Raw genomic sequence first — 17,853 nt, 5'->3', positions numbered from 1 at the left:
GTTCAGCCCGGGCGACGACCGCGACGCTGCCACTCACCGGTCATCGCGCACGTGCTCAATCGAATTGCGGCTTGGTGGTGCGGGAACGCTTGATCTCGTAGAAGTACGGGAACTCGGCCAGGGCCACCGCGCCGTCGAACATCCGGCCGGCTTCCTCACCGCGGGGAATACGGGTCATCACGGGGCCGAAGAAGGCGGTGCCGTTGAAGGCGACCACCGGGGTGCCGACCTCATCACCCACCTGGTCGATGCCCTCCTGGTGGGACTCGCGCATCTTCTCGTCCAGGACATCAGTCCTCGCGGCGTCGAGGATCCCGGCGTCCAGACCCAATTCCGCCAGCGCTGCGGCGATGACGGCCTCGTAGTCCTTGTTCCCCTCGTTGTGCACGCGGGTGCCGACGGCGGTGTAGAACTTCCCGAGGACCTCGTCCCCGTGGCGGTCCCAGACCTGGGTGGCGGCGCGGGCCGGCAGCCAGGCCCTGTCCATCGCCTCCAGGTACCCCGGGTCCAGGTCGCGACCCTCATTGAGCACGGACAGGGACATGATGCGCCACCGGACGCTGATCGGACGGACCGCCTCGACCTCGTGCATCCAGCGAGAGGTGATCCACGCGTACGGGCAGGTGCAGTCGAACCAGAAGTCGACGGTCTGGACGTCGGCGGTGCCCTCGTCGAGCTCCTCGGTGCGCGGATCGGTCTTCAGGTCAGTCACTGTGCTCCTCTTCGCCGTCAGACCACGGCGATCGGTGGGGGTGGGTCTTCCAGGCGCAACCGTATCTCAGGCGGACTTATTCCGGCGCTTGCGCTGGACTTCCTGCGAGATGAGGGTCGGTTCGGCGCCCTCGCGGACCACGTCCCCGGTGATGACCACCGTGGCGATGTCCTCGCGGGAGGGCAGGTCGAACATGACGGGCTTGAGGACCTCCTCCATGATGGAGCGCAGCCCGCGGGCGCCGGTCCCCCGGTCCTCCGCCTGGTCCACCACGGCGTCCAGGGCGTCCTGGTCGAACTGCAGTTCCACGCCGTCCATCAGGAACATCTTCTGGTACTGCTTCAGCAGCGCGTTCCTCGGCTCGGTGAGGATGCTGATGAGCTGCGCGTGGTCGAGGTTGTCCACCGTGGTGATGACGGGCAGGCGACCGATGAACTCCGGGATCAGCCCGAACTTCAGCAGGTCCTCGGGGCGGACGTCCGCGTAGGACACGTCCCGCTTGCCGATGGTGTTCAGCGGGGCGCCGAAGCCGATGCCCTTGCTGCCGGCACGGGAGGCGATGATGTCGTCCAGACCGGCGAACGCACCGGCCACGATGAACAGCACGTTCGACGTGTCGATCTGCAGGAACTCCTGGTGCGGGTGCTTGCGGCCACCCTGCGGGGGGACGGCGGCCGTGGTGCCCTCGAGGATCTTCAGCAGGGCCTGCTGCACGCCCTCACCGGAGACGTCCCGGGTGATGGAGGGGTTCTCGGACTTCCGCGAGATCTTGTCGATCTCGTCGATGTAGATGATGCCCTGCTCGGCCTTCTTGACGTCGTAGTCCGCGGCCTGGATGAGCTTGAGCAGGATGTTCTCCACGTCCTCGCCCACGTATCCGGCCTCGGTCAGTGAGGTCGCGTCCGCGACGGCGAAGGGGACGTTGAGCTTGCGCGCCAGGGTCTGTGCGAGATAGGTCTTGCCGGAGCCGGTGGGTCCGACGAGCAGGATGTTGGACTTGCCGACCTCGACGTCGGCCAGCTCCGAGTCCTCACCGTGACGGTCCAGCAGGGAGCTCTCCTTGGTCTGCTGTCCGGTGCGGATGCGCTTGTAGTGGTTGTAGACGGCGACGGCGAGGGACCTCTTGGCCTCGGTCTGGCCGATCACGTACTCCTCGAGGAAGTCGTAGATCTCCCGCGGCTTGGGCAGCTCGACCTCGGCGGTCTCGGCGACCTCGGAGAGCTCCTCCTCGATGATCTCGTTGCACAGCTCGATGCACTCATCGCAGATGTAGACACCGGGGCCTGCGATCAGTTTCCTGACCTGCTTCTGGCTCTTTCCACAGAATGAGCACTTGAGCAGGTCAGCGCTCTCGCCGATGCGGGCCATACGGGGTTCTCCTCGTTAGGGGGTGGGATCCTGCCCGGATCCCGAGGTACTGCCATTACAGCTTAGGGGGTGGACGGGCTAAGCCGGTGGATTGCAACGGCGGCCCCCACCCTGGCCGCGTGGGCGCTGCAGGGTGGGGGCCGCCGTCGGGAACCTCAGCGGAACCGGACCGGAGCGCTGCCGCCGGTCAGCTGCTCAGCTGCGGCTTGGTGATCTTGCGGGACTCCAGCACCTCGTCCACGAGGCCGTACTCCTTGGCCCCGGCGGCCGAGAGGAACTTGTCCCGGTCGATGTCCTGGCGCACCTGCTCGGCGGTCTTGTCGGTATGCGCGGCCAGCGTCTCCTCCATCCAGGTGCGGATGCGCAGCAGCTCCTCGGCGTGGATCTGCAGGTCCGTGGCGGTGCCGCGGTCCCCGCCCATGGACGGCTGGTGAATCAGCACGCGGGCGTTGGGCAGCGCCAGCCGCTTGCCGGGGGCGCCGGCGGCCAGCAGCACCGCGGCGGCCGAGGCGGCCTGGCCCAGGCACACGGTCTGGACCTCGGGACGGATGAACTGCATCGTGTCGTAGATCGCCGTCATCGCGGTGAAGGAGCCACCCGGCGAGTTGATGTACAGGGTGATGTCCCGCTCGGAGTCCATGGACTCCAGCACGAGCAGCTGGGCCATGATGTCGTCCGCGGCGGCGTCGTCCACCTGGACGCCGAGGAACACGATGCGGTCCTCGAACAGCTTGGCGTAGGGGTCCTGCCGCTTGAAGCCGTAGGGGGTGCGCTCCTCGAACTGGGGCAGGATGTAGCGGTTGCTCGGGACCGGCTGGCCGGCACCGGAGGGCATTCCGACGGGGAACTGGTGGTTCATCTCTGGTCTCTCCTGGGCGAAGGGTCTGTGGGAGTCGGGCGGACGGTCTCGATCCGGGGGATCAGGAGTTGTCCACGCCTCCGCCGCCGGACACGGTGCCGGCACGTTCGGCGATGTGGTCGAAGAACCCGTACTCCAGGCCCTCCTGGGCGGTGAACCACTTGTCCCGCTCGTTGTCCTTGAGGATCGTGTCCACGGTCTGGCCGGTCTGTTCCGCGGTGAGCTCGGCCATGACCTGCTTCATGTGCAGGATCAGCTGGGCCTGGATGCGGATGTCAGACTCCGTGCCGCCGATGCCGCCGGAGGGCTGGTGCATCAGGATGCGGGCGTGCGGCGTGGCGTAACGCTTGCCCTTGGTCCCGGAGGACAGCAGGAACTGGCCCATCGAGGCGGCCATGCCGGTGGCCACGGTCACCACGTCGTTCGGGATGTACTTCATGGTGTCGTAGATCGCCATGCCCGCGGTGATGGACCCACCCGGGGAGTTGATGTACAGGTAGATGTCCTTCTCCGGGTCCTCGGCGGACAGCAGGAGCATCTGGGAGCAGATGGCGTTCGCGTTCTCATCCATCACCTCGGAACCGAGCCAGATGATGCGTTCCTTGAGCAGGCGGTTGTAGATGTAGTCCTCGCGGGCCGCCGGGTCAACCGACGCCATACGGGGAGCAGTGGACGATGCGGACATGGCGCCCTGCCTTCCTTCTGATGGACTTCAGGTGTCCACCGGATACACCGGTGGCACGGGTCTTGATCAGAGACTACTGGCCCCGCACCCCACCCGGGTCCTTCTGACCCGGCTGTTCGCTGTTGGCGTGCAGTCCCGACGCCGCCCCGCACGGCCGGCAGAGCAGCGGAGCCGTGCGGGGCGGTGCGCAGGATGCCCGGGCCCCCGGACCGATGGTCCGTGGGCCCGGGCATCCGGGTGATGGCGGGCAGTCCGGCCCGGCCAGGGGTCACCTGCCGGGGGTCACCCTGCCGCGCAGGCGACGCCCCGGAAGGCTCAGGCCTCCGTGGGCTCGGCCTTCTCCTCAGCCTTGGCGGCGGTGGACTTGGCCGGGGCCTTCTTCGCCGGGGCCCTCTTGGCGGGAGCCTTCTTCGCCGGGGCCTCCGACTCCTCGGCGGAGTCCTCGGCCTGGGCGGCAGCGGACTTCGCCGGGGCCTTCTTGGCCGGGGCCTTCTTCGCCGGAGCCTTCTTGGCGGGGGCCTTCTTGGCCGGGGCCTCGGACTCCTCCGCCTCTGCGTCATCTGCCGTGGCGGCGGCGGACTTGGCCGGGGTCTTCTTGGCGGGGGCCTTCTTGGCGGGGGCCTTCTTGGCCGGAGCCTCCTCGGCGGCCTCGGCCGGCGACGGGGCGGAGTCAGCGCTGTCGGCGGAATCCGCCGAGTCAGCTGAGTCGGCAGAGTCAGCGGATTCCGCCGACTCAGCGGCGTCGGCCTCGACGGCCTCGGCACCACCCGGGGTCACGAAGGCGGTCAGGTCCACGGCATTGCCCTCGGTGTCGGTGACCTCGGCGTACTCCAGGACCTTGGCCAGCGCCTTGCGGCGGCGGACCTCGCCCATGATCATCGGGACCTGGCCGGCCTGGTCCAGCATCTGCGCGAACTGGTTCGGGTCCATGCCGTACTGCTGGGAGGTGGAGATGATGTACTCGATCAGCTCACCCTGGTCCACGCCGATCTCCTCGGCGTCCGCGACCTTGTCGAGGATGATCTCGTTGCGGAAGGCCTCGCGGGCGTTCTGCTCCACCTCGGCGCGGTGCTCCTCGGTGTCGTGGTCGTCACCCTCGGCGTGGCCGCCCTGGGCGAAGTGCTGCTCGACCTGCTCGGTGACCACGGAGTCGGGCACCGGGACCTCGACGAGCTTGACCAGCTCCTCCAGGACCTTGTCCCGGGCCTCGATGCCCTGACCGGTGACGGCGCCCTCGGCGGCCTTGGCCTTCAGGTCGGCCTTCAGCTCCTCGATGGTGTCGAACTCGGACGCCAGCTGGGCGAAGTCGTCATCGGCCTCGGGCAGCTCGCGCTCCTTGACGGAGCCCAGGACGACCTTGACGGTGGCCTTCTCGCCGGAGTGCTCGCCACCGGCCAGCGTGGTCTCGAAGACGGCGTCCTCGCCGGCGGAGAGGCCCTCGAGAGCCTCGTCCATGCCGTCCAGCATGGTGCCGGCGCCGACCTGGTAGGACAGGTCCTCGGCGTGGTCGACCTGCTCGTCGCCGATGCTGGCGGTCAGCGTGATGGTGACGAAGTCGTCCTGGGCGGCGGGGCGGTCCACGGCCTTCAGGGTGCCGAAGCGGGAGCGCAGCTCGTCCAGGGCCTTCTGCTCGTCCTCCTCGGAGGCCGCGGCGGGCTCCACGGTGACCTTCAGACCCTTGTAGTCCGGCAACTCGATCTCCGGGCGGATGTCCACCTCGACGGTGAACTTCAGCGGGCCCTCGGCATCGCCGTCGACACCGGGCATCGAGGTGACCTCGACCTCGGGACGGGCCATCGGGGTGGTCTCCGTCTCGATCAGCGCCTGCTGGTAGAAGTCGTTCAGACCCTCGTTGACGGCGGTCTCCACCACGTAGCCACGCCCGATGCGCTGGTCGATGATGCGCGCCGGAACCTTGCCCTTACGGAAGCCGGGGACCTGGATCTGGTTGGCCACGGTCTTGTAGGCATCGTCCAGGCGTGGCTTGAGGTCCTCGAAGGGGACCTCGACGTCCAGCTTGACCCGGGTCGGGCTGAGGTTTTCTGCGGTGCTCTTGACCACTTAGGACTCCTGTGTGGATTGCTTGTCTCGTCTGATGGGCACTTCTCGTTGCCCGGCCGCCGGGCATCCGGTGAATCAGGCCCCACCGGGGGCCATGACGTCGGGGTGACAGGATTTGAACCTGCGGCCTCACGCTCCCAAAGCGCGCGCTCTACCAAGCTGAGCTACACCCCGCAGACGGCCCTGGCCGTTTCTGGCCAGAGACCAGTGTACGCATTCCCACGCCATGGTCCGCATTCCGGCGACCTCCGGGGCCCGGCGGCGGTACGCCTGCCGCTTTGCGGCGTCGCCTCGATCCTTGGTACGCTCTACCACGCTGTTCCCGGCCGATGTGGCGGGATGCGGCGCCGTGGGGATGTAGCTCAATGGTAGAGCCCCAGTCTTCCAAACTGGCTACGCGGGTTCGATTCCCGTCATCCCCTCCACTGCCGGCAAGGGCCCCGACCGCACAGGTCGGGGCCCTTGCCGCGTTCCGGGCCCGTGCCCGCAGCGCGCCCCGCCGGACAGTCCCAGGCCCCTGCCCCCAGGGAACTCCCGTCCCGCTGAATCAGTATTGACTTATATAAGTTCGGGTGAAACCTTGGGTCCATGCACGCACTCGACGTCCTCGGCGACCCGGTCCGGCGGCGCATCCTCGAGATGCTCGTCGACGGGGAACTGAGCGCGGGCGAGATCGGCGCCGTGATCCAGGAGGAGTTCGGCATCAGCCAACCCGCGGTCTCCCAGCACCTGAGGGTGTTGCGGGAGCACGGCTTCGCCTCCGTCCGGCCCGAGGGGACCCGCCGGCTCTACGCCGTGCGTGCCGAGGGCCCCCGGGAGGCGAGCCAGTGGCTCAGCGCCTTCGAGCGGTTCTGGCAACCCCGGCTCGACGCCCTGGGCACCGAGCTGGCGCGCGGGAGGCGGGACCGGCGGCTCGCGGCCGAGCGTGACCCCGGGGAACACCCCGGGGAGGACCCACCCAGCAAGGAGAGATGACATGGTCGACGTCCAGTCCCAATTGGCAGCCGTGACGCGGGGCATCCACACCGAGGACCGCGAGGGGGAACCCTCCCACGTCCAGACACTGGAACAGGCCTACCCGGCGCCGATCGACGACGTCTGGGAGGCCGTGACGACCGCGGATCGCATCAGGCGCTGGTTCCTGCCCGTCACCGGAGAGCTGGAGCCCGGCGGACGCTATCAGCTGGAGGGCAACGCCGGCGGAGAGGTGCTCGAGTGCACCCCGCCGACCGGAGGCACTGCGTCCTACCGGATCACGTGGGAGTTCGGCGGGGGCGTCTCCTGGGTGACCGTCCGGCTGACGGCAGAGGGCGAGCGGACCCGGTGCGCGATCGAGCACGTGGCCCGCGTGGCCGACATGCCCGCGGGGATGTGGGATACCTACGGCCCCGGGGCCACGGGCGTCGGCTGGGACGGTGGGCTGCTCGGGCTGTCACTGCACCTGGGGGCCACCGAGGGTTCCCTCTCCCCCGGCGAGGCGGAGGCGTGGGCCCTCACGGACGAGGGCAGGTCGTTCTACCGCGGCTGCGCCGACGGATGGGCCGCGGCCCACGTGGCGGACGGCGCCGATCCGGAGCACGCCGCGAGGAACGCCGATGCCACCTACGGGTTCTACACCGGGGCGGGCGGATGACCGGCCGAGGCGGTGTGCCGGTCAGGACGCCTGGCAGCGCGGGCACCAGAACAGGTTCCGCGCCTGCATCTGCGTCACCCTGACCTCGGCGCCGCACACCCGGCAGTCCAGTCCCTCGCGCTGGTACACGTAGTACGCGTTGTCGGGCCACAGGGGCGCCGGTCCGCCGTCAGGGCCCACCGCGTCCCGGTGTGCCGGGTCCGTGGTGATGATCCGGCCGACCCGGACCCCGTCGGCCATCAGGTCCACCAGGTCGTCCCACAGCCGCACGCCGTCCTCCTCGCCCACCCTCCGTCCGGGCAGCCAGGGGTCGAGCCGGGCGCGGAAGAGGGACTCGGCCCGGTAGATGTTCCCGACGCCGGCCAGGACCGACTGGTCCATCAGCAACTGGCCCAGGGCCACGGAGCGGCGGGACAGCCGCTCCAGGAACGCCCCGGGGCCGGTACCGGTCACGAGGGGGTCCGGTCCCAGTCGCGCGACGACGCCCTCGGCCTCGCCGGGGGTGATCACCTCGCAGGCACTGGGTCCTCGCAGGTCCGCCCAGCCATGGGCGGACACCAGCCGCGCCCGGACCTGGCCCACCGGCTCCGGCGGACCGGAGTACGCGCGGGCCCCGCCGTCGTCGGGGGTCTCCGTCTCCCCCATCCTCCGCGGCGCGCCGATCGAGGAGGCGCCCCGGAAGGTCTCGTCCCCGCCGAAGCTCCAGGCCCCGTAGAGCCCCAGGTGCACGCGCAGCACCAGGTCCACGTCGAAGTCGAGGAACAGGTGCTTGCCGTGGGCCCGGGCGTCCACGAGGACGGCGCCGTCGAGTCGCCGTGCGCCGTCGGTGAAGCGTCCCTGCGGCGAGCTCACCCGCAGCCGTTCACCGCCGAAGACGTCCCCGAACTGGCGGGCGAGGCGGTGGATCGAATGGCCCTCAGGCACGGGCAGGCCTCCCGGTCAGTCCTGCACCTCGCCGGTCGACTCGTAGTGCGCGATCTTGCCGATGCGGCGCACGTGGCGCTCATCGCCGGAGAACGGCTCGGCGAGGAAGGCCTCGATGAGCCCGGTGGCCTCCTCCAGGGAGTGCTGGCGGCCACCGACGGCGATCACGTTCGCGTCATTGTGCTCCCGGGCCAGCCGGGCGGTCTCCAGGTTCCACGCGAGCGCGGCGCGGACACCACGGACCTTGTTCGCCGCGATCTGCTCACCGTTGCCCGAGCCGCCGAGCACGATCCCGAGCGCCTCGACGCCGGACCGCTGGTCCACCACCACGGCCTGGGCCGCGCGGATGCAGAACGCCGGGTAGTCGTCCTGCGGGTCATAGGACTGCGGCCCGTGGTCCACCATCTCGTACCCCTGCTCCCCGAGGTGACGGATGAGGTGGGCGCTGAGCTCGAGGCCGGCGTGGTCGGTGGCGATGTGGACGCGCATGGACTGCTCCTGGGGGACGGACGGGTGGTTCGGGCCAGCGATCAGCCTAGCCCTATCCTCACGATGGTGGCCGATGGCACAATGACCACGATAGCCAGCAGTCCTTTCACAAACCCGTTCCCGACCGGAGGTCCCGTGTCCAGCCAGAACATCACCCGTGCCGAGGCCCAGCAGCGTGCTCAGGCCCTGTCCGTGGAGTCCTACGACGTCGTCCTGGACGTCACCCTCGACGGCGACCACTTCCGCTCGACGACCACGGTCACCTTCACGGCGGCGCCCGAGGCGGTGGGGGGCAGCACGTTCATCGACTTCGTCTCCAGCCAGGCGCCCACCGTCACCCTGAACGGCACCGGGCTGGCCGCGGACGCCTTCGACGGCACGCGCATCACGGTGGGTCCGTTGGCCGAGCACAACACGCTGGTGGTGGACGGGCTGGCGGACTACATGAACACCGGCGAGGGCCTGCACCGCTTCGTGGACCCGGTGGACGACGAGACCTACCTGTACACGCAGTTCGAGGTCCCGGACTCCCGGCGCATGTTCGCGGTGTTCGAGCAGCCCGACCTCAAGGCGGCCTTCGCCTTCACGGTGACCGCCCCGGACCACTGGAGCGTCGTCTCGAACTCCCCCACGCCCGAGCCCGTCCGGGCCGCGGAGGGCACCGCCATGTGGTCCTTCTCCCCCACCCCGCGGATCTCCTCCTACATCACCGCCCTGATCGCCGGACCGTACCGGTCCGCCCACTCCGAGCTGACCAGCGCGGACGGCCGCACCATCCCGCTGGGCGCCTACTGCCGCGCCTCCCTGTTCGAGCACCTGGACGCCGAGAACATCTTCGAGCTCACCCGCCAGGGCTTCGAGTTCTTCGAGGCCCAGTTCGGCACCCCCTACCCCTTCGAGAAGTACGACCAGCTGTTCGTGCCCGAGTTCAACGCCGGGGCCATGGAGAACGCCGGGGCGGTGACCTTCCTGGAGAACTACGTCTTCCGCTCCACGGTCACCGAGGCGATGATCGAGCGCCGGGCGATCACCGTCCTGCACGAGCTGGCCCACATGTGGTTCGGGAACCTGGTGACCATGCGCTGGTGGAACGACCTGTGGCTCAACGAGTCCTTCGCCGAGTTCATGTCCACGCTGGCCGCCGCCGAGAACACGCGCTACACCGGGGCCTGGACCACGTTCTCCTCGATGGAGAAGAACTGGGCCTACCGACAGGACCAGCTCTCCTCCACCCACCCCATCAAAGCCGAGATCCGGGACCTGGAGGACGTGCTGGTGAACTTCGACGGCATCACCTACGCCAAGGGCGCCTCCGTGCTGCGCCAGCTGGTGGCGTGGGTCGGCCAGGAGAACTTCATGGCCGGGGTGCGTGAGTACTTCGGCAAGCACGCCTGGTCCAACACCGAGCTGCCGGACCTGATGCGCGAGCTGGAGGCGTCCTCCGGCCGGGACCTGTCCGAGTGGACCCACCAGTGGCTGGAGACCTCCGGGGTCAACACCCTCACCGTGGAGGTGGACGGCGAGGAGTCCGACGACGGTGCCATCACCTCCCTGCGCCTGCGCCAGTCGGCGCCGGGAGACGGCCGGCCCGGTGACTCGATCCTGCGCCCGCACCGGATGGCCGTGGGGTTCTACTCCGCCGACGACTCGGGGCGCCTGGTGCGCACCGACCGCTTCGAGCTGGACGTGGACGGCGAGGTGACCGAGGTGACCGAGGCGGCCGGCAGGCCGCGCCCGGACCTGATCCTGCCCAACGACGACGACCTGGCCTACGCCAAGATCCGGTTGGACTCCGCCTCCTGGCAGACCGCCTCCACGCGGCTGAAGGACGTGGCCGAGTCCCTGCCGCGCACCCTGCTGTGGGGTGCTGCCTGGGACGCCACCCGGGACGCCGAGGCCACGGCCGGCTGGTTCACCGACCTGGTGCTGGCCAACATCGGGCATGAGCGGGACTCCTCGGTGGTGCAGACCCTGTTGCGCCAGTTGGCCACCGCCCTGTCCCAGTACGCGGCCGCATCCCACGCCCCGGCGATGCGCGAGTCCGCCGCCACCCGTCTGCTGGAACTGGCCCGGGCCGCGGAGCCGGGGTCGGACCACCAGTTGCAGTTCGTCAAGGCGTTCGCCCTGCACGCCCGGTCCGACGCCCAGCTGGACACCCTCGCGGCCCTGCACTCGGGTGCGGAGGAACTGGCCGGGCTCGACCTGAACACCGACCTGAAGTGGGAGATGCTCACCGGGCTCGCGGCCGGCGGCCGCGCCGGGGAGGCCGAGATCGCCGCGGCCGAGGCCGCCGACCCCACGGCGACCGGTGCGCTGGCCGCGGCCCAGGCCCGCGCCGCCGTCGGGACCACCGAGGCCAAGCAGGCCGCGTGGGAGCAGGTGGTCTCCGGGTCCCTGTCCAACACGACCCAGCGCAACGTGATCCTCGGGTTCAACCGCGTGCACGACCCTGCCCTGCTGGCCCCGTTCGCCCCCCGGTTCTTCTCGACCGTGGAAGGACTGTGGTCCTCGCGGTCCCACGAGATGGCCGAGTCCGCGGCGGTCGGGTTGTTCCCGGGGGCGCAGGTCTGCCAGGACACCATCGACGCCGCGGACGAGCTGGTGGCGCGGTCGCAGGCGGAGCAGCCGGCGCTGGCCCGGACCGTGGCCGAGTCCCGGGACGAGACGGTGCGCGCCCTCGCGGCGCGGACGGTCGACGCCGCCGCGCGGGGCTGACCAGCGTACGGCCCCGGGGCGCCCCGTGCGGGTGACCCGGGCCGTCCTGACCCACCGGTGCCTGATCGGTGCCGGTGCTTGACCGGCGCCGGCGGGTCAGGAGAGGCGGACGGTGGTGGCGGAGTGGCCGAAGCCGACGATGTCGTCCCGGCCGTCGCCGTTGACGTCGCCGAGGAGCCGCGGGTACCGGTCGGGGGACCACCCGGCGTCGTACCCGAACTCGGTGGTCAGCCGCTGCGGACCGAACAGGAAGTCGTCGTCCCCGTAGGCCACGTAGGTGCCCGCGCTGCCGAAGCCCACCACGTCCCCGATCCCGTCGCCGTTGACGTCGGCCGTCGTCCGGGGGTGGCGGTCCACCCGCCACCCCTGGGCGTAGCCGAAGCTGCGCAGCTCCAGGGACGGTGGCTGGAACTTCGGCTCCCCGGGGTCGTAGGGCCGCGAGTAGGCCGCGTAGACCCCCTGTGCCCCGAACCCGATCAGGTCGGGCAGCGCGTGGCCGCTGATGTCGTCGACCATCCGCGGGTGGCGTTCCACCCGCCAGCCCTGGGCGTACCCGAAGTCCCGGACCTCCAGGGCGGGTCGGGTGAAGGTATCGCCAGCCGCGGAGAAGTAGGAGACGTACACGCCGGCGTCACCGAAGCCGACGATGTCCGACGTCCCGTTGCCGTCCATGTCCGCGAGCAGTCGCTCGTGCTTCTCCACCCGCCAGCCGCGGTCGTAGCCGTAGCTGTCGATCCGCTTGCCGGTCCCGGCGAAGGTGCGGTTGGCCAGCCCGTGGGAGATGGTCACCCCCGAATGGCCGAAGCCCACGATGTCCGCAGTGCCGTTGCCGTTGAGATCGGCCAGCAGACGCGGATGCGCTCCCACCCTCCAGCCCTGCTCGTACCCGAAGTCACGCACCTTCAGTGCCGCGCGGGTGAAGGACCCGTCGGGCTGCGCGTAGGAGACATGGACCCCGGCATTCCCGAAGCCCACGAGGTCACCGCGCCCGTCGCCGTCGACGTCGGCGACCGTGCGCACGTGCCGCGCGTTGGACCACCCCTGGTCGGTGCCGAAGCTGCGGATCTTCAGGCTCGGGGTGCTGAACGTCCCGTTGGCCCGGCCGTGGGCCACGTAGACGCCCGCCCCGCCGAAGCCGACCACGTCCGCGCGGCCGTCCCCGTTGACGTCGGCCAGCTCGCGCACGTGCTGGTCCACCCGCCACCCCCGGTCGTAGGAGAACATCGGCTGGGAGGCCGCGTGGGCGGGCTCGGCGAGGACCGCTGCCGCCACCGCCAGGACCGCCGCACAGGTGCCGCCCGCCACGCGGCTGAAGATCGAGCGCCTCATCATGAACCCCCGGACGATGCTGGAACGGTGCGGGGATTCTAGGCCCGGGAGCGTGCTCCGGAGAAGGACTCCGCTGCGCCCGGATCCCCGGCGGCGAGGACGCGCTGCTCCCCGGCGTAGATGACGAACCGCTCACCGCGCACGAAGCCCGCCAGCGTCATGCCGGCCTCCCGGGCCAGGTCCACCGCGAGCGAGGACGGCGCGGAGACCGAGGCGAGCATCGGCACCCCGGCCATCAGGGCCTTCTGGGTGAGCTCGAAGCTGGCGCGGCCGGAGACCATCAGCACGTGCCCGGACAGCGGGAGCATGTCCTGCATCAGGGCCCAGCCGAGCACCTTGTCCACCGCGTTGTGCCGGCCGACGTCCTCCCGGACCGCCACCAGCTCGCCGGTGGCGGCATCGAACAGGCCGGCGGCGTGCAGTCCGCCGGTGCGGTCGAAGACCTTCTGGCGCTCCCGCAGCACCTCGGGCAGGGACAGCACCGTCTGCTCCGTCACCGTCATCGGATCCTCGGCCACGGGATAGCGCGTGGTGGTGCGCACGGAGTCGATGCTGGTGCGGCCGCACAGCCCACAGGCGCTGGTCATCAGCACGTGGCGTTCCAGCGCCGGGGCGGGTGCCGCCACGTGCGGGGCCAGCACCACGTCCACCGTGTTGTCCGTCTCCTCGGCCCCGGGCCCGAAGTCCCGTCCGCAGTAGCGGATCGAGGACACCTCGGAGGCCTGGCCGATCAGCCCCTCGCTGAGCAGGAAGCCCACGGCCAGGGAGAAGTCCTCAGTGGGGGTGCGCATGGTCACCGCCAGCCGTCGTCCGTTCACCCGGATCTCCAACGGTTCCTCCGCGGCCAGCACGTCCGCCCGCGCCTCGCGCCGACCGTCCTTCACGCGCACCACCCGGACCCGCGACTCACTCCTGCTCATGCACCCATGATCCATCCCTGCGGTGGTGCGCCGCCACCGGGAGCCACCCCGGCCCGGCGCGGACCGGTACCCGGGACCTAGGCGGAACCGGTGACGCGGTCCGCGAACGCCGCGGTCCGGGCCGGGTCCAGCACCGCCGCCGGATGCGGCCCGGCGGCCAGCAGCGCCGAACGCAGGTCCTCGAGGTCCGTGCGTGCGAGCGCACCGCCCGCTGCCAGCACGGCGTTACCGGTCTCCAGCCGGTCCAGCAGCGTCGCGTCGGCCAGCAACCAGGCCCCGGAGAGTCCCGCGTCAGCGGCCGCGGCCTCCAGCGCCCGGGCCTGCCGGGCCAGGAACCGCAGGCCGGAATCGTCGCCGATGTTCACCAGCAGCACCCCCTGGCCGCCGAGGCGGTCCAGCAGTTCGCCGTAGAACTCCTCGCCCGTGAGGTGCGCGGCGGCGTCCACCCCGGTGTAGATGTCCAGCACGATCGCGTCGAACGGCTCCGCGTCCAGCCCGGCGAGCTCGGTGCGGGCGTCCCCCGTCACGACCGTCAGTTCCGTCCCCTCGGGCAGGGGCAGTTCGGAGACGACGAACGAGGGCAGTTCGCGGTCTAGGTCCACGACGGTCTGGACGGAGCCGGGGCGGACCGCCTGCACGTAGCGCGGCAGGGTGAGCGCTCCGGCGCCCAGGTGCAGGATGCGGATCGCTCGGGCGGCCGGCCACGCGGCGTCGAGGACGTTGGCCATCCGGCGCAGGTACTCGTACCGGATCCGGGTGGGGTCGGCCAGGTCCACGTGGGACTGGACCTGCCCGCCGATCTCCAGGACCCTGCCGTCGTCGTGCTCGTCCGGGATGATCCGGGCCCGCTCACCGGACACGCTCAGCTGGATACTGCGGCCCGCGGGACCGGGGGTGTCAGGGGGCGTCATGGCCTCAGTGTGACAGACCGACGATCGACCAGGCGGCCGTCGACCATCTCGACCACGCGGTCGCAGTGGTCCAGGACGTCGTGGTCGTGGGTGACCATCACGCCGGCGATCCCGCGCTGGTGGCACTGGCGGGCCAGCAGGGCCACGATGTCCTGGCTGCGCCGGCGGTCCAGCGCAGCGGTCGGCTCGTCCACCAGCAACAGGCTGGGTTGGTTCACCAGGGCCCGGGCGATGCCCACGCGCTGGCGTTCCCCGCCGGAGAGCTGTCCCGGGCGATGGCCCGCCCGGTGCCCCATGTCCACCGCCTCGAGCAACGGCGCCGGGTCGAAGGACCGGGACCGGCCGCCGCGGTGGGCGATCCGGCGGGCCAGCCGCAGCTGGTCGGCTGCGGTGAGGGCCGGGACGAGGTTGCCGGACTGGAAGACGAAACCGAGGTGGCGCCGCCGGAACGCGGCCAGCTGCCCCTGTCCGCGCAGGCCGGCCAGGTCCTGCCCGAGCACCTCGACGACGCCGGAGGTCGGTGCGGCCAGTGCTCCCGCGACGGCCAGCAGGGAGGACTTGCCGGCCCCGGACGGGCCGATGACGGCCACGAACTCCCCGGGGGCGACGCTGAGGTCAACGTGGTCGAGGGCGCGGACCTTCTCCCCGCCGTCACCGACCTCGAGGGTGACGTCACGCAGGTGCAGGCCGAGGCTCCCGGCCGGGCCCGGGGCGGACCGGTCCTGTGCGGGCTCGCGGTGGTGGTCGACGGTGGTGCTCATCGGTTGCCTCCCAGGGCAGAAATCGGTTCGATGCGGGTCACGCGCAGCACGGCCACGGCCGCGCCGACGAGTCCCAGCAGGATCGTCAGCGCCGAGGCGACGGCGATGGGCTGGGCCTCGAGGGCGAACGGCATCCCCTCGGGCATCAGCGAGCCGAGCCCGACGCCGGCCGCGACGCCCAGGGCGGTGAAGGACACCAGCAGGATGGAGGCCTGGGCCAGGCCGTCACGCAGCAGGTATCCGGCCGAGGCGCCCAGGGCCCTCAGCACGGCGAGCTCGTGTCCGCGCTGGATGGTCCAGACGGTGAAGAAGGCGCCGACCACGAGGGCCCCGATGGCGTACAGGAAGACCTGGATCATGCTCAGGGTCATGGTCTCGGCCTGGTACCCGGGAGAGGCGTTGAACGACTCCTCCAGGGACAGGGTGGTCGTGGTGGCCGCCGCGTCCCCGGCGGCGAACGCCTCGGCCGAACCGACCGCCAGCTCCGAGCCCTCCGCCCCCTGCAGGGCGATGACCGAGGCCTGGTCGAAGTCCAGGGCGGCCAGGTGCGCGTCGGTGGGAGCCGCCCCGTCCGGGGCCTGGCCGGCGGCGATCAGCTGCCAGGTGGCCAGGGGAAGGTAGGCGATGTCCACGTGGCCGAAGGTCGCCTGGCCCTCGGTGAAGCCGACGACCTCGAGTTCGGTGTTGATCCGGTCCAGGGTGATGACGGTGCCGAGGTCGATGCCCTCGCCCCGCAGGCTCTCCGAGACCACGATGCCGGCCGGCCCGTCCAGGGCGCCGCCGTCAGCCGCCTCGGGGGCCAGGAACCCGTCCGGTTCCACACCGAACATGGTGAGGTCGACCTGCTGCCCGTCGTCGGTGACGGCGTTCATGATCGAGGTGCCCATGAGTTCTGCCTCCGCCACGTCCGGCTGGCCGCGCCAGGCGGCGAGCTGGTCGGTGTCCACGACGGACCGGGAGAAGGCGTTGTCGGTCTTGGTGCCCTCATCGAAGGCGAAGGCGGAGACGGGCAGGGACTTCAGCCCCGAGACGCCGTCGTTCACGAGTCCGGAGGAGAGGCCGGAGAGCAACACCATGAGGATGGCGATGAGGCCGATGACCAGGCCCATCAGGCTGAAACGGCCACGGGCGAAGGCTAATTCGCGCAGTGCGAGGAACATGAGGAAGGAGTCCTTCAGTCAAGTATGCGACAGAGTGTCGAGAAGATATCGACAGTGTGTCATGAAGACTGGCTGCACCGGAAATCCGGATCCCGCCTCGGCGGAAGCCCCGCCCGGGCATCCCTCCTCGCGCCCGTCAGTCGATCGTTCCCCGCCCGCCGCACTCGCGCACCATGGGCCCCAGGACCACCTGCAGGTGCCTCAGGGCCGCCTCGAGGTCCTGACCGGACTCCAGCAGCAGCGTGGCACCGTGGACCACCGCGTTGACCAGCTCGGCGACCTGCTCCGGGGACTCGACCTCCAGCCGCTCCAGCGTCTGCACCAGGGGCTGCTGGACCTCCCGGTGCATCCGCGCGGCCTGTTCGTCCAGCTCCTCCCCGGGAGCCAGCGCCGCCAGGGCGCTGCCCACCGCGTGCGCCCCCTCCGCGACGAGCGAGACGTTCGCCGCGGCATAGGCCATGAGCCGGTCGGCCTCGGTGGGGGCCTGGTCCATGGCGCCGGAGATCCGTTCGGTCCAGCGCGGGTAGACGTCACGGACCATGGCCTGCAGCAGCTCCTGCTTGGACGTGAAGTACTGGTAGATGCTGGTGCGGGCGAGCCCGGCGCGTTGGGCGACCTGGGACAGGGAGGGCGCCTCCCCCGTCTCCGTCAGCAGGTCATGGGCGGCGTCCAACAGGGCTCGCTCCCGGGCGGCGCGATGCTCCGCAACGGTGGGTTCGCTGATGCGTGGCATGAGTCCACACCCTACTCCGGCCGCCCTCGACGCCCCGCCCCCAGCGCGTCACGGAGCCACTCCCCGTCTTTTCGACAGCGCGTCGGCATCTCTGTAGGCTGGCTGACCATGGACTTCCTGCATTCCGCCTCCCTGTTCCTGCACATCCTCGGCGCCGCCGCCCTCCTCGGCGGCTGGTTGGCCATGTTCCGTCGGCCCACCGTGTCCTCGTGGCAGCACCTCGGTGCGTGGGTGCAGTTGGTCACCGGCGTCCTGCTGGTCGGCCTGCTCGAGATGAACGACGACGCCGGCCCGGTCAACCACGCGAAGATCGCCGTCAAGCTCGTGGTGCTCCTCGCCGTCCTGGTGGCGGCCGTGATGGGTCGCCGCCGCGTCCGCCGGGGACAGGACGTCTCCACCGGCATGGCCCACGCCGTCGGCGGGCTCACCCTGGTCAACATCGCCATCGCCGTGTTCTGGTGACCGGGACCGGATGGAGGCCCGGTGCGAGCTGAGCCGCCCACGGTTCGGCCGGACCCGGCTCAGCGCACCAGACCGTCCCAGAACCGACCGGAGTAACCCATGCAGCCCATCAACCTGCAGCTGGCCAGCTA

The 17,853-nt window shown here is 70.6% G+C and carries 17 protein-coding genes and 2 tRNA genes; 5 read left to right on the top strand and 14 right to left on the bottom strand.

The features are described 5' to 3' along the window. Positions 1–55: 55 nt before the first annotated feature. The 6 genes from PLJ28_RS10505 to PLJ28_RS10480 all read right to left on the bottom strand — a co-directional run bounded on the left by PLJ28_RS10505 (position 56) and on the right by PLJ28_RS10480 (position 5,859). Entirely contained in the window at positions 56–712 is a 657-nt protein-coding gene (locus tag PLJ28_RS10505) for a mycothiol-dependent nitroreductase Rv2466c family protein (RefSeq protein WP_370577102.1), read from the bottom strand. A gap of 66 nt (positions 713–778) precedes the next feature. Continuing rightward, a complete protein-coding gene (gene clpX / locus PLJ28_RS10500; RefSeq protein WP_183525275.1) occupies positions 779–2,080 on the bottom strand; it encodes an ATP-dependent Clp protease ATP-binding subunit ClpX in 1,302 nt (433 codons plus the stop codon). 187 nt (positions 2,081–2,267) lie between these two features. After that, the gene (locus tag PLJ28_RS10495) at positions 2,268–2,939 is read right to left on the bottom strand and encodes an ATP-dependent Clp protease proteolytic subunit (protein WP_010144762.1); all 672 of its coding nucleotides are present in this window, start codon (positions 2,937–2,939) and stop codon (positions 2,268–2,270) included. 61 nt (positions 2,940–3,000) lie between these two features. Beyond that, positions 3,001–3,597, bottom strand: coding sequence for an ATP-dependent Clp protease proteolytic subunit (locus PLJ28_RS10490; protein WP_040386285.1), 597 nt, complete (start codon positions 3,595–3,597; stop codon positions 3,001–3,003). Positions 3,598–3,939: 342 nt separating this feature from the next. Next, positions 3,940–5,685 (bottom strand): trigger factor, encoded by a 1,746-nt coding sequence (tig, locus tag PLJ28_RS10485; protein ID WP_183525272.1) that lies wholly within the window; start codon positions 5,683–5,685, stop codon positions 3,940–3,942. A 100-nt stretch (positions 5,686–5,785) separates the two neighbouring features. Next, positions 5,786–5,859 (bottom strand) — tRNA-Pro (locus PLJ28_RS10480). Positions 5,860–6,036: 177 nt separating this feature from the next. Between PLJ28_RS10480 and PLJ28_RS10475 the strand changes: the two genes are divergently transcribed. From PLJ28_RS10475 to PLJ28_RS10465, 3 genes are all read left to right on the top strand, one after another. Further along, a tRNA-Gly gene (locus PLJ28_RS10475) sits at positions 6,037–6,110 on the top strand. Positions 6,111–6,273: 163 nt separating this feature from the next. Next, on the top strand, positions 6,274–6,660 hold the full coding sequence (locus PLJ28_RS10470) for an ArsR/SmtB family transcription factor (RefSeq protein ID WP_183525269.1): 387 nt from the start codon (positions 6,274–6,276) through the stop codon (positions 6,658–6,660). Between the two features lies 1 nt (position 6,661). Next, positions 6,662–7,318, top strand: coding sequence for an SRPBCC domain-containing protein (locus PLJ28_RS10465; protein ID WP_183525266.1), 657 nt, complete (start codon positions 6,662–6,664; stop codon positions 7,316–7,318). Between the two features lie 21 nt (positions 7,319–7,339). Here the strand turns inward: PLJ28_RS10465 and PLJ28_RS10460 are convergent, their stop codons facing one another. Together PLJ28_RS10460 and PLJ28_RS10455 are read right to left on the bottom strand one after the other, a co-directional pair. Then, on the bottom strand, positions 7,340–8,242 hold the full coding sequence (locus tag PLJ28_RS10460; protein ID WP_183525263.1) for an Fpg/Nei family DNA glycosylase: 903 nt from the start codon (positions 8,240–8,242) through the stop codon (positions 7,340–7,342). Positions 8,243–8,257: 15 nt separating this feature from the next. Beyond that, entirely contained in the window at positions 8,258–8,731 is a 474-nt protein-coding gene (locus tag PLJ28_RS10455) for a ribose-5-phosphate isomerase (protein ID WP_010144769.1), read from the bottom strand. A gap of 135 nt (positions 8,732–8,866) precedes the next feature. Between PLJ28_RS10455 and pepN the strand changes: the two genes are divergently transcribed. Continuing rightward, a complete protein-coding gene (gene pepN / locus PLJ28_RS10450; RefSeq protein ID WP_183525260.1) occupies positions 8,867–11,446 on the top strand; it encodes an aminopeptidase N in 2,580 nt (859 codons plus the stop codon). A 96-nt stretch (positions 11,447–11,542) separates the two neighbouring features. On the opposite strand, the gene PLJ28_RS10445 is transcribed toward pepN, so the two are convergent. The 6 genes from PLJ28_RS10445 to PLJ28_RS10420 all read right to left on the bottom strand — a co-directional run bounded on the left by PLJ28_RS10445 (position 11,543) and on the right by PLJ28_RS10420 (position 17,260). Beyond that, entirely contained in the window at positions 11,543–12,778 is a 1,236-nt protein-coding gene (locus PLJ28_RS10445) for an FG-GAP repeat domain-containing protein (protein ID WP_255459420.1), read from the bottom strand. Between the two features lie 35 nt (positions 12,779–12,813). After that, positions 12,814–13,695 carry a formate dehydrogenase accessory sulfurtransferase FdhD gene (gene fdhD, locus PLJ28_RS10440; RefSeq protein ID WP_183525257.1) on the bottom strand — a complete coding sequence of 294 codons (882 nt, stop codon included), beginning with the start codon at positions 13,693–13,695 and terminating at the stop codon, positions 12,814–12,816. 77 nt (positions 13,696–13,772) lie between these two features. Beyond that, positions 13,773–14,606 (bottom strand): spermidine synthase, encoded by an 834-nt coding sequence (locus PLJ28_RS10435; RefSeq protein WP_324590104.1) that lies wholly within the window; start codon positions 14,604–14,606, stop codon positions 13,773–13,775. Further along, positions 14,603–15,367 carry an ABC transporter ATP-binding protein gene (locus tag PLJ28_RS10430; RefSeq protein ID WP_183525251.1) on the bottom strand — a complete coding sequence of 255 codons (765 nt, stop codon included), beginning with the start codon at positions 15,365–15,367 and terminating at the stop codon, positions 14,603–14,605. The genes PLJ28_RS10435 and PLJ28_RS10430 overlap by 4 nt, the downstream gene beginning before the upstream one ends. Then, entirely contained in the window at positions 15,364–16,527 is a 1,164-nt protein-coding gene (locus PLJ28_RS10425; RefSeq protein ID WP_298041895.1) for an ABC transporter permease, read from the bottom strand. Before PLJ28_RS10425 ends, PLJ28_RS10430 begins: the two co-directional genes overlap by 4 nt. A 136-nt stretch (positions 16,528–16,663) precedes the next feature. Continuing rightward, complete coding sequence (locus PLJ28_RS10420) at positions 16,664–17,260, bottom strand: TetR/AcrR family transcriptional regulator (protein ID WP_298041893.1); 597 nt, start codon at positions 17,258–17,260, stop codon at positions 16,664–16,666. A gap of 108 nt (positions 17,261–17,368) precedes the next feature. On the opposite strand from PLJ28_RS10420, the gene PLJ28_RS10415 reads away from it, so the two are divergent. Next, the gene (locus PLJ28_RS10415) at positions 17,369–17,722 is read left to right on the top strand and encodes a hypothetical protein (protein WP_183525242.1); all 354 of its coding nucleotides are present in this window, start codon (positions 17,369–17,371) and stop codon (positions 17,720–17,722) included. The last annotated feature ends 131 nt before the right edge of the window (positions 17,723–17,853 follow it).

The organism is Citricoccus sp., assembly GCF_035445025.1.
In the GTDB taxonomy this organism is placed as follows: domain Bacteria; phylum Actinomycetota; class Actinomycetes; order Actinomycetales; family Micrococcaceae; genus Citricoccus.
Note: the sequence above shows the minus strand (reverse complement) of the source record. Positions and strands in the feature narration are given on the sequence as shown.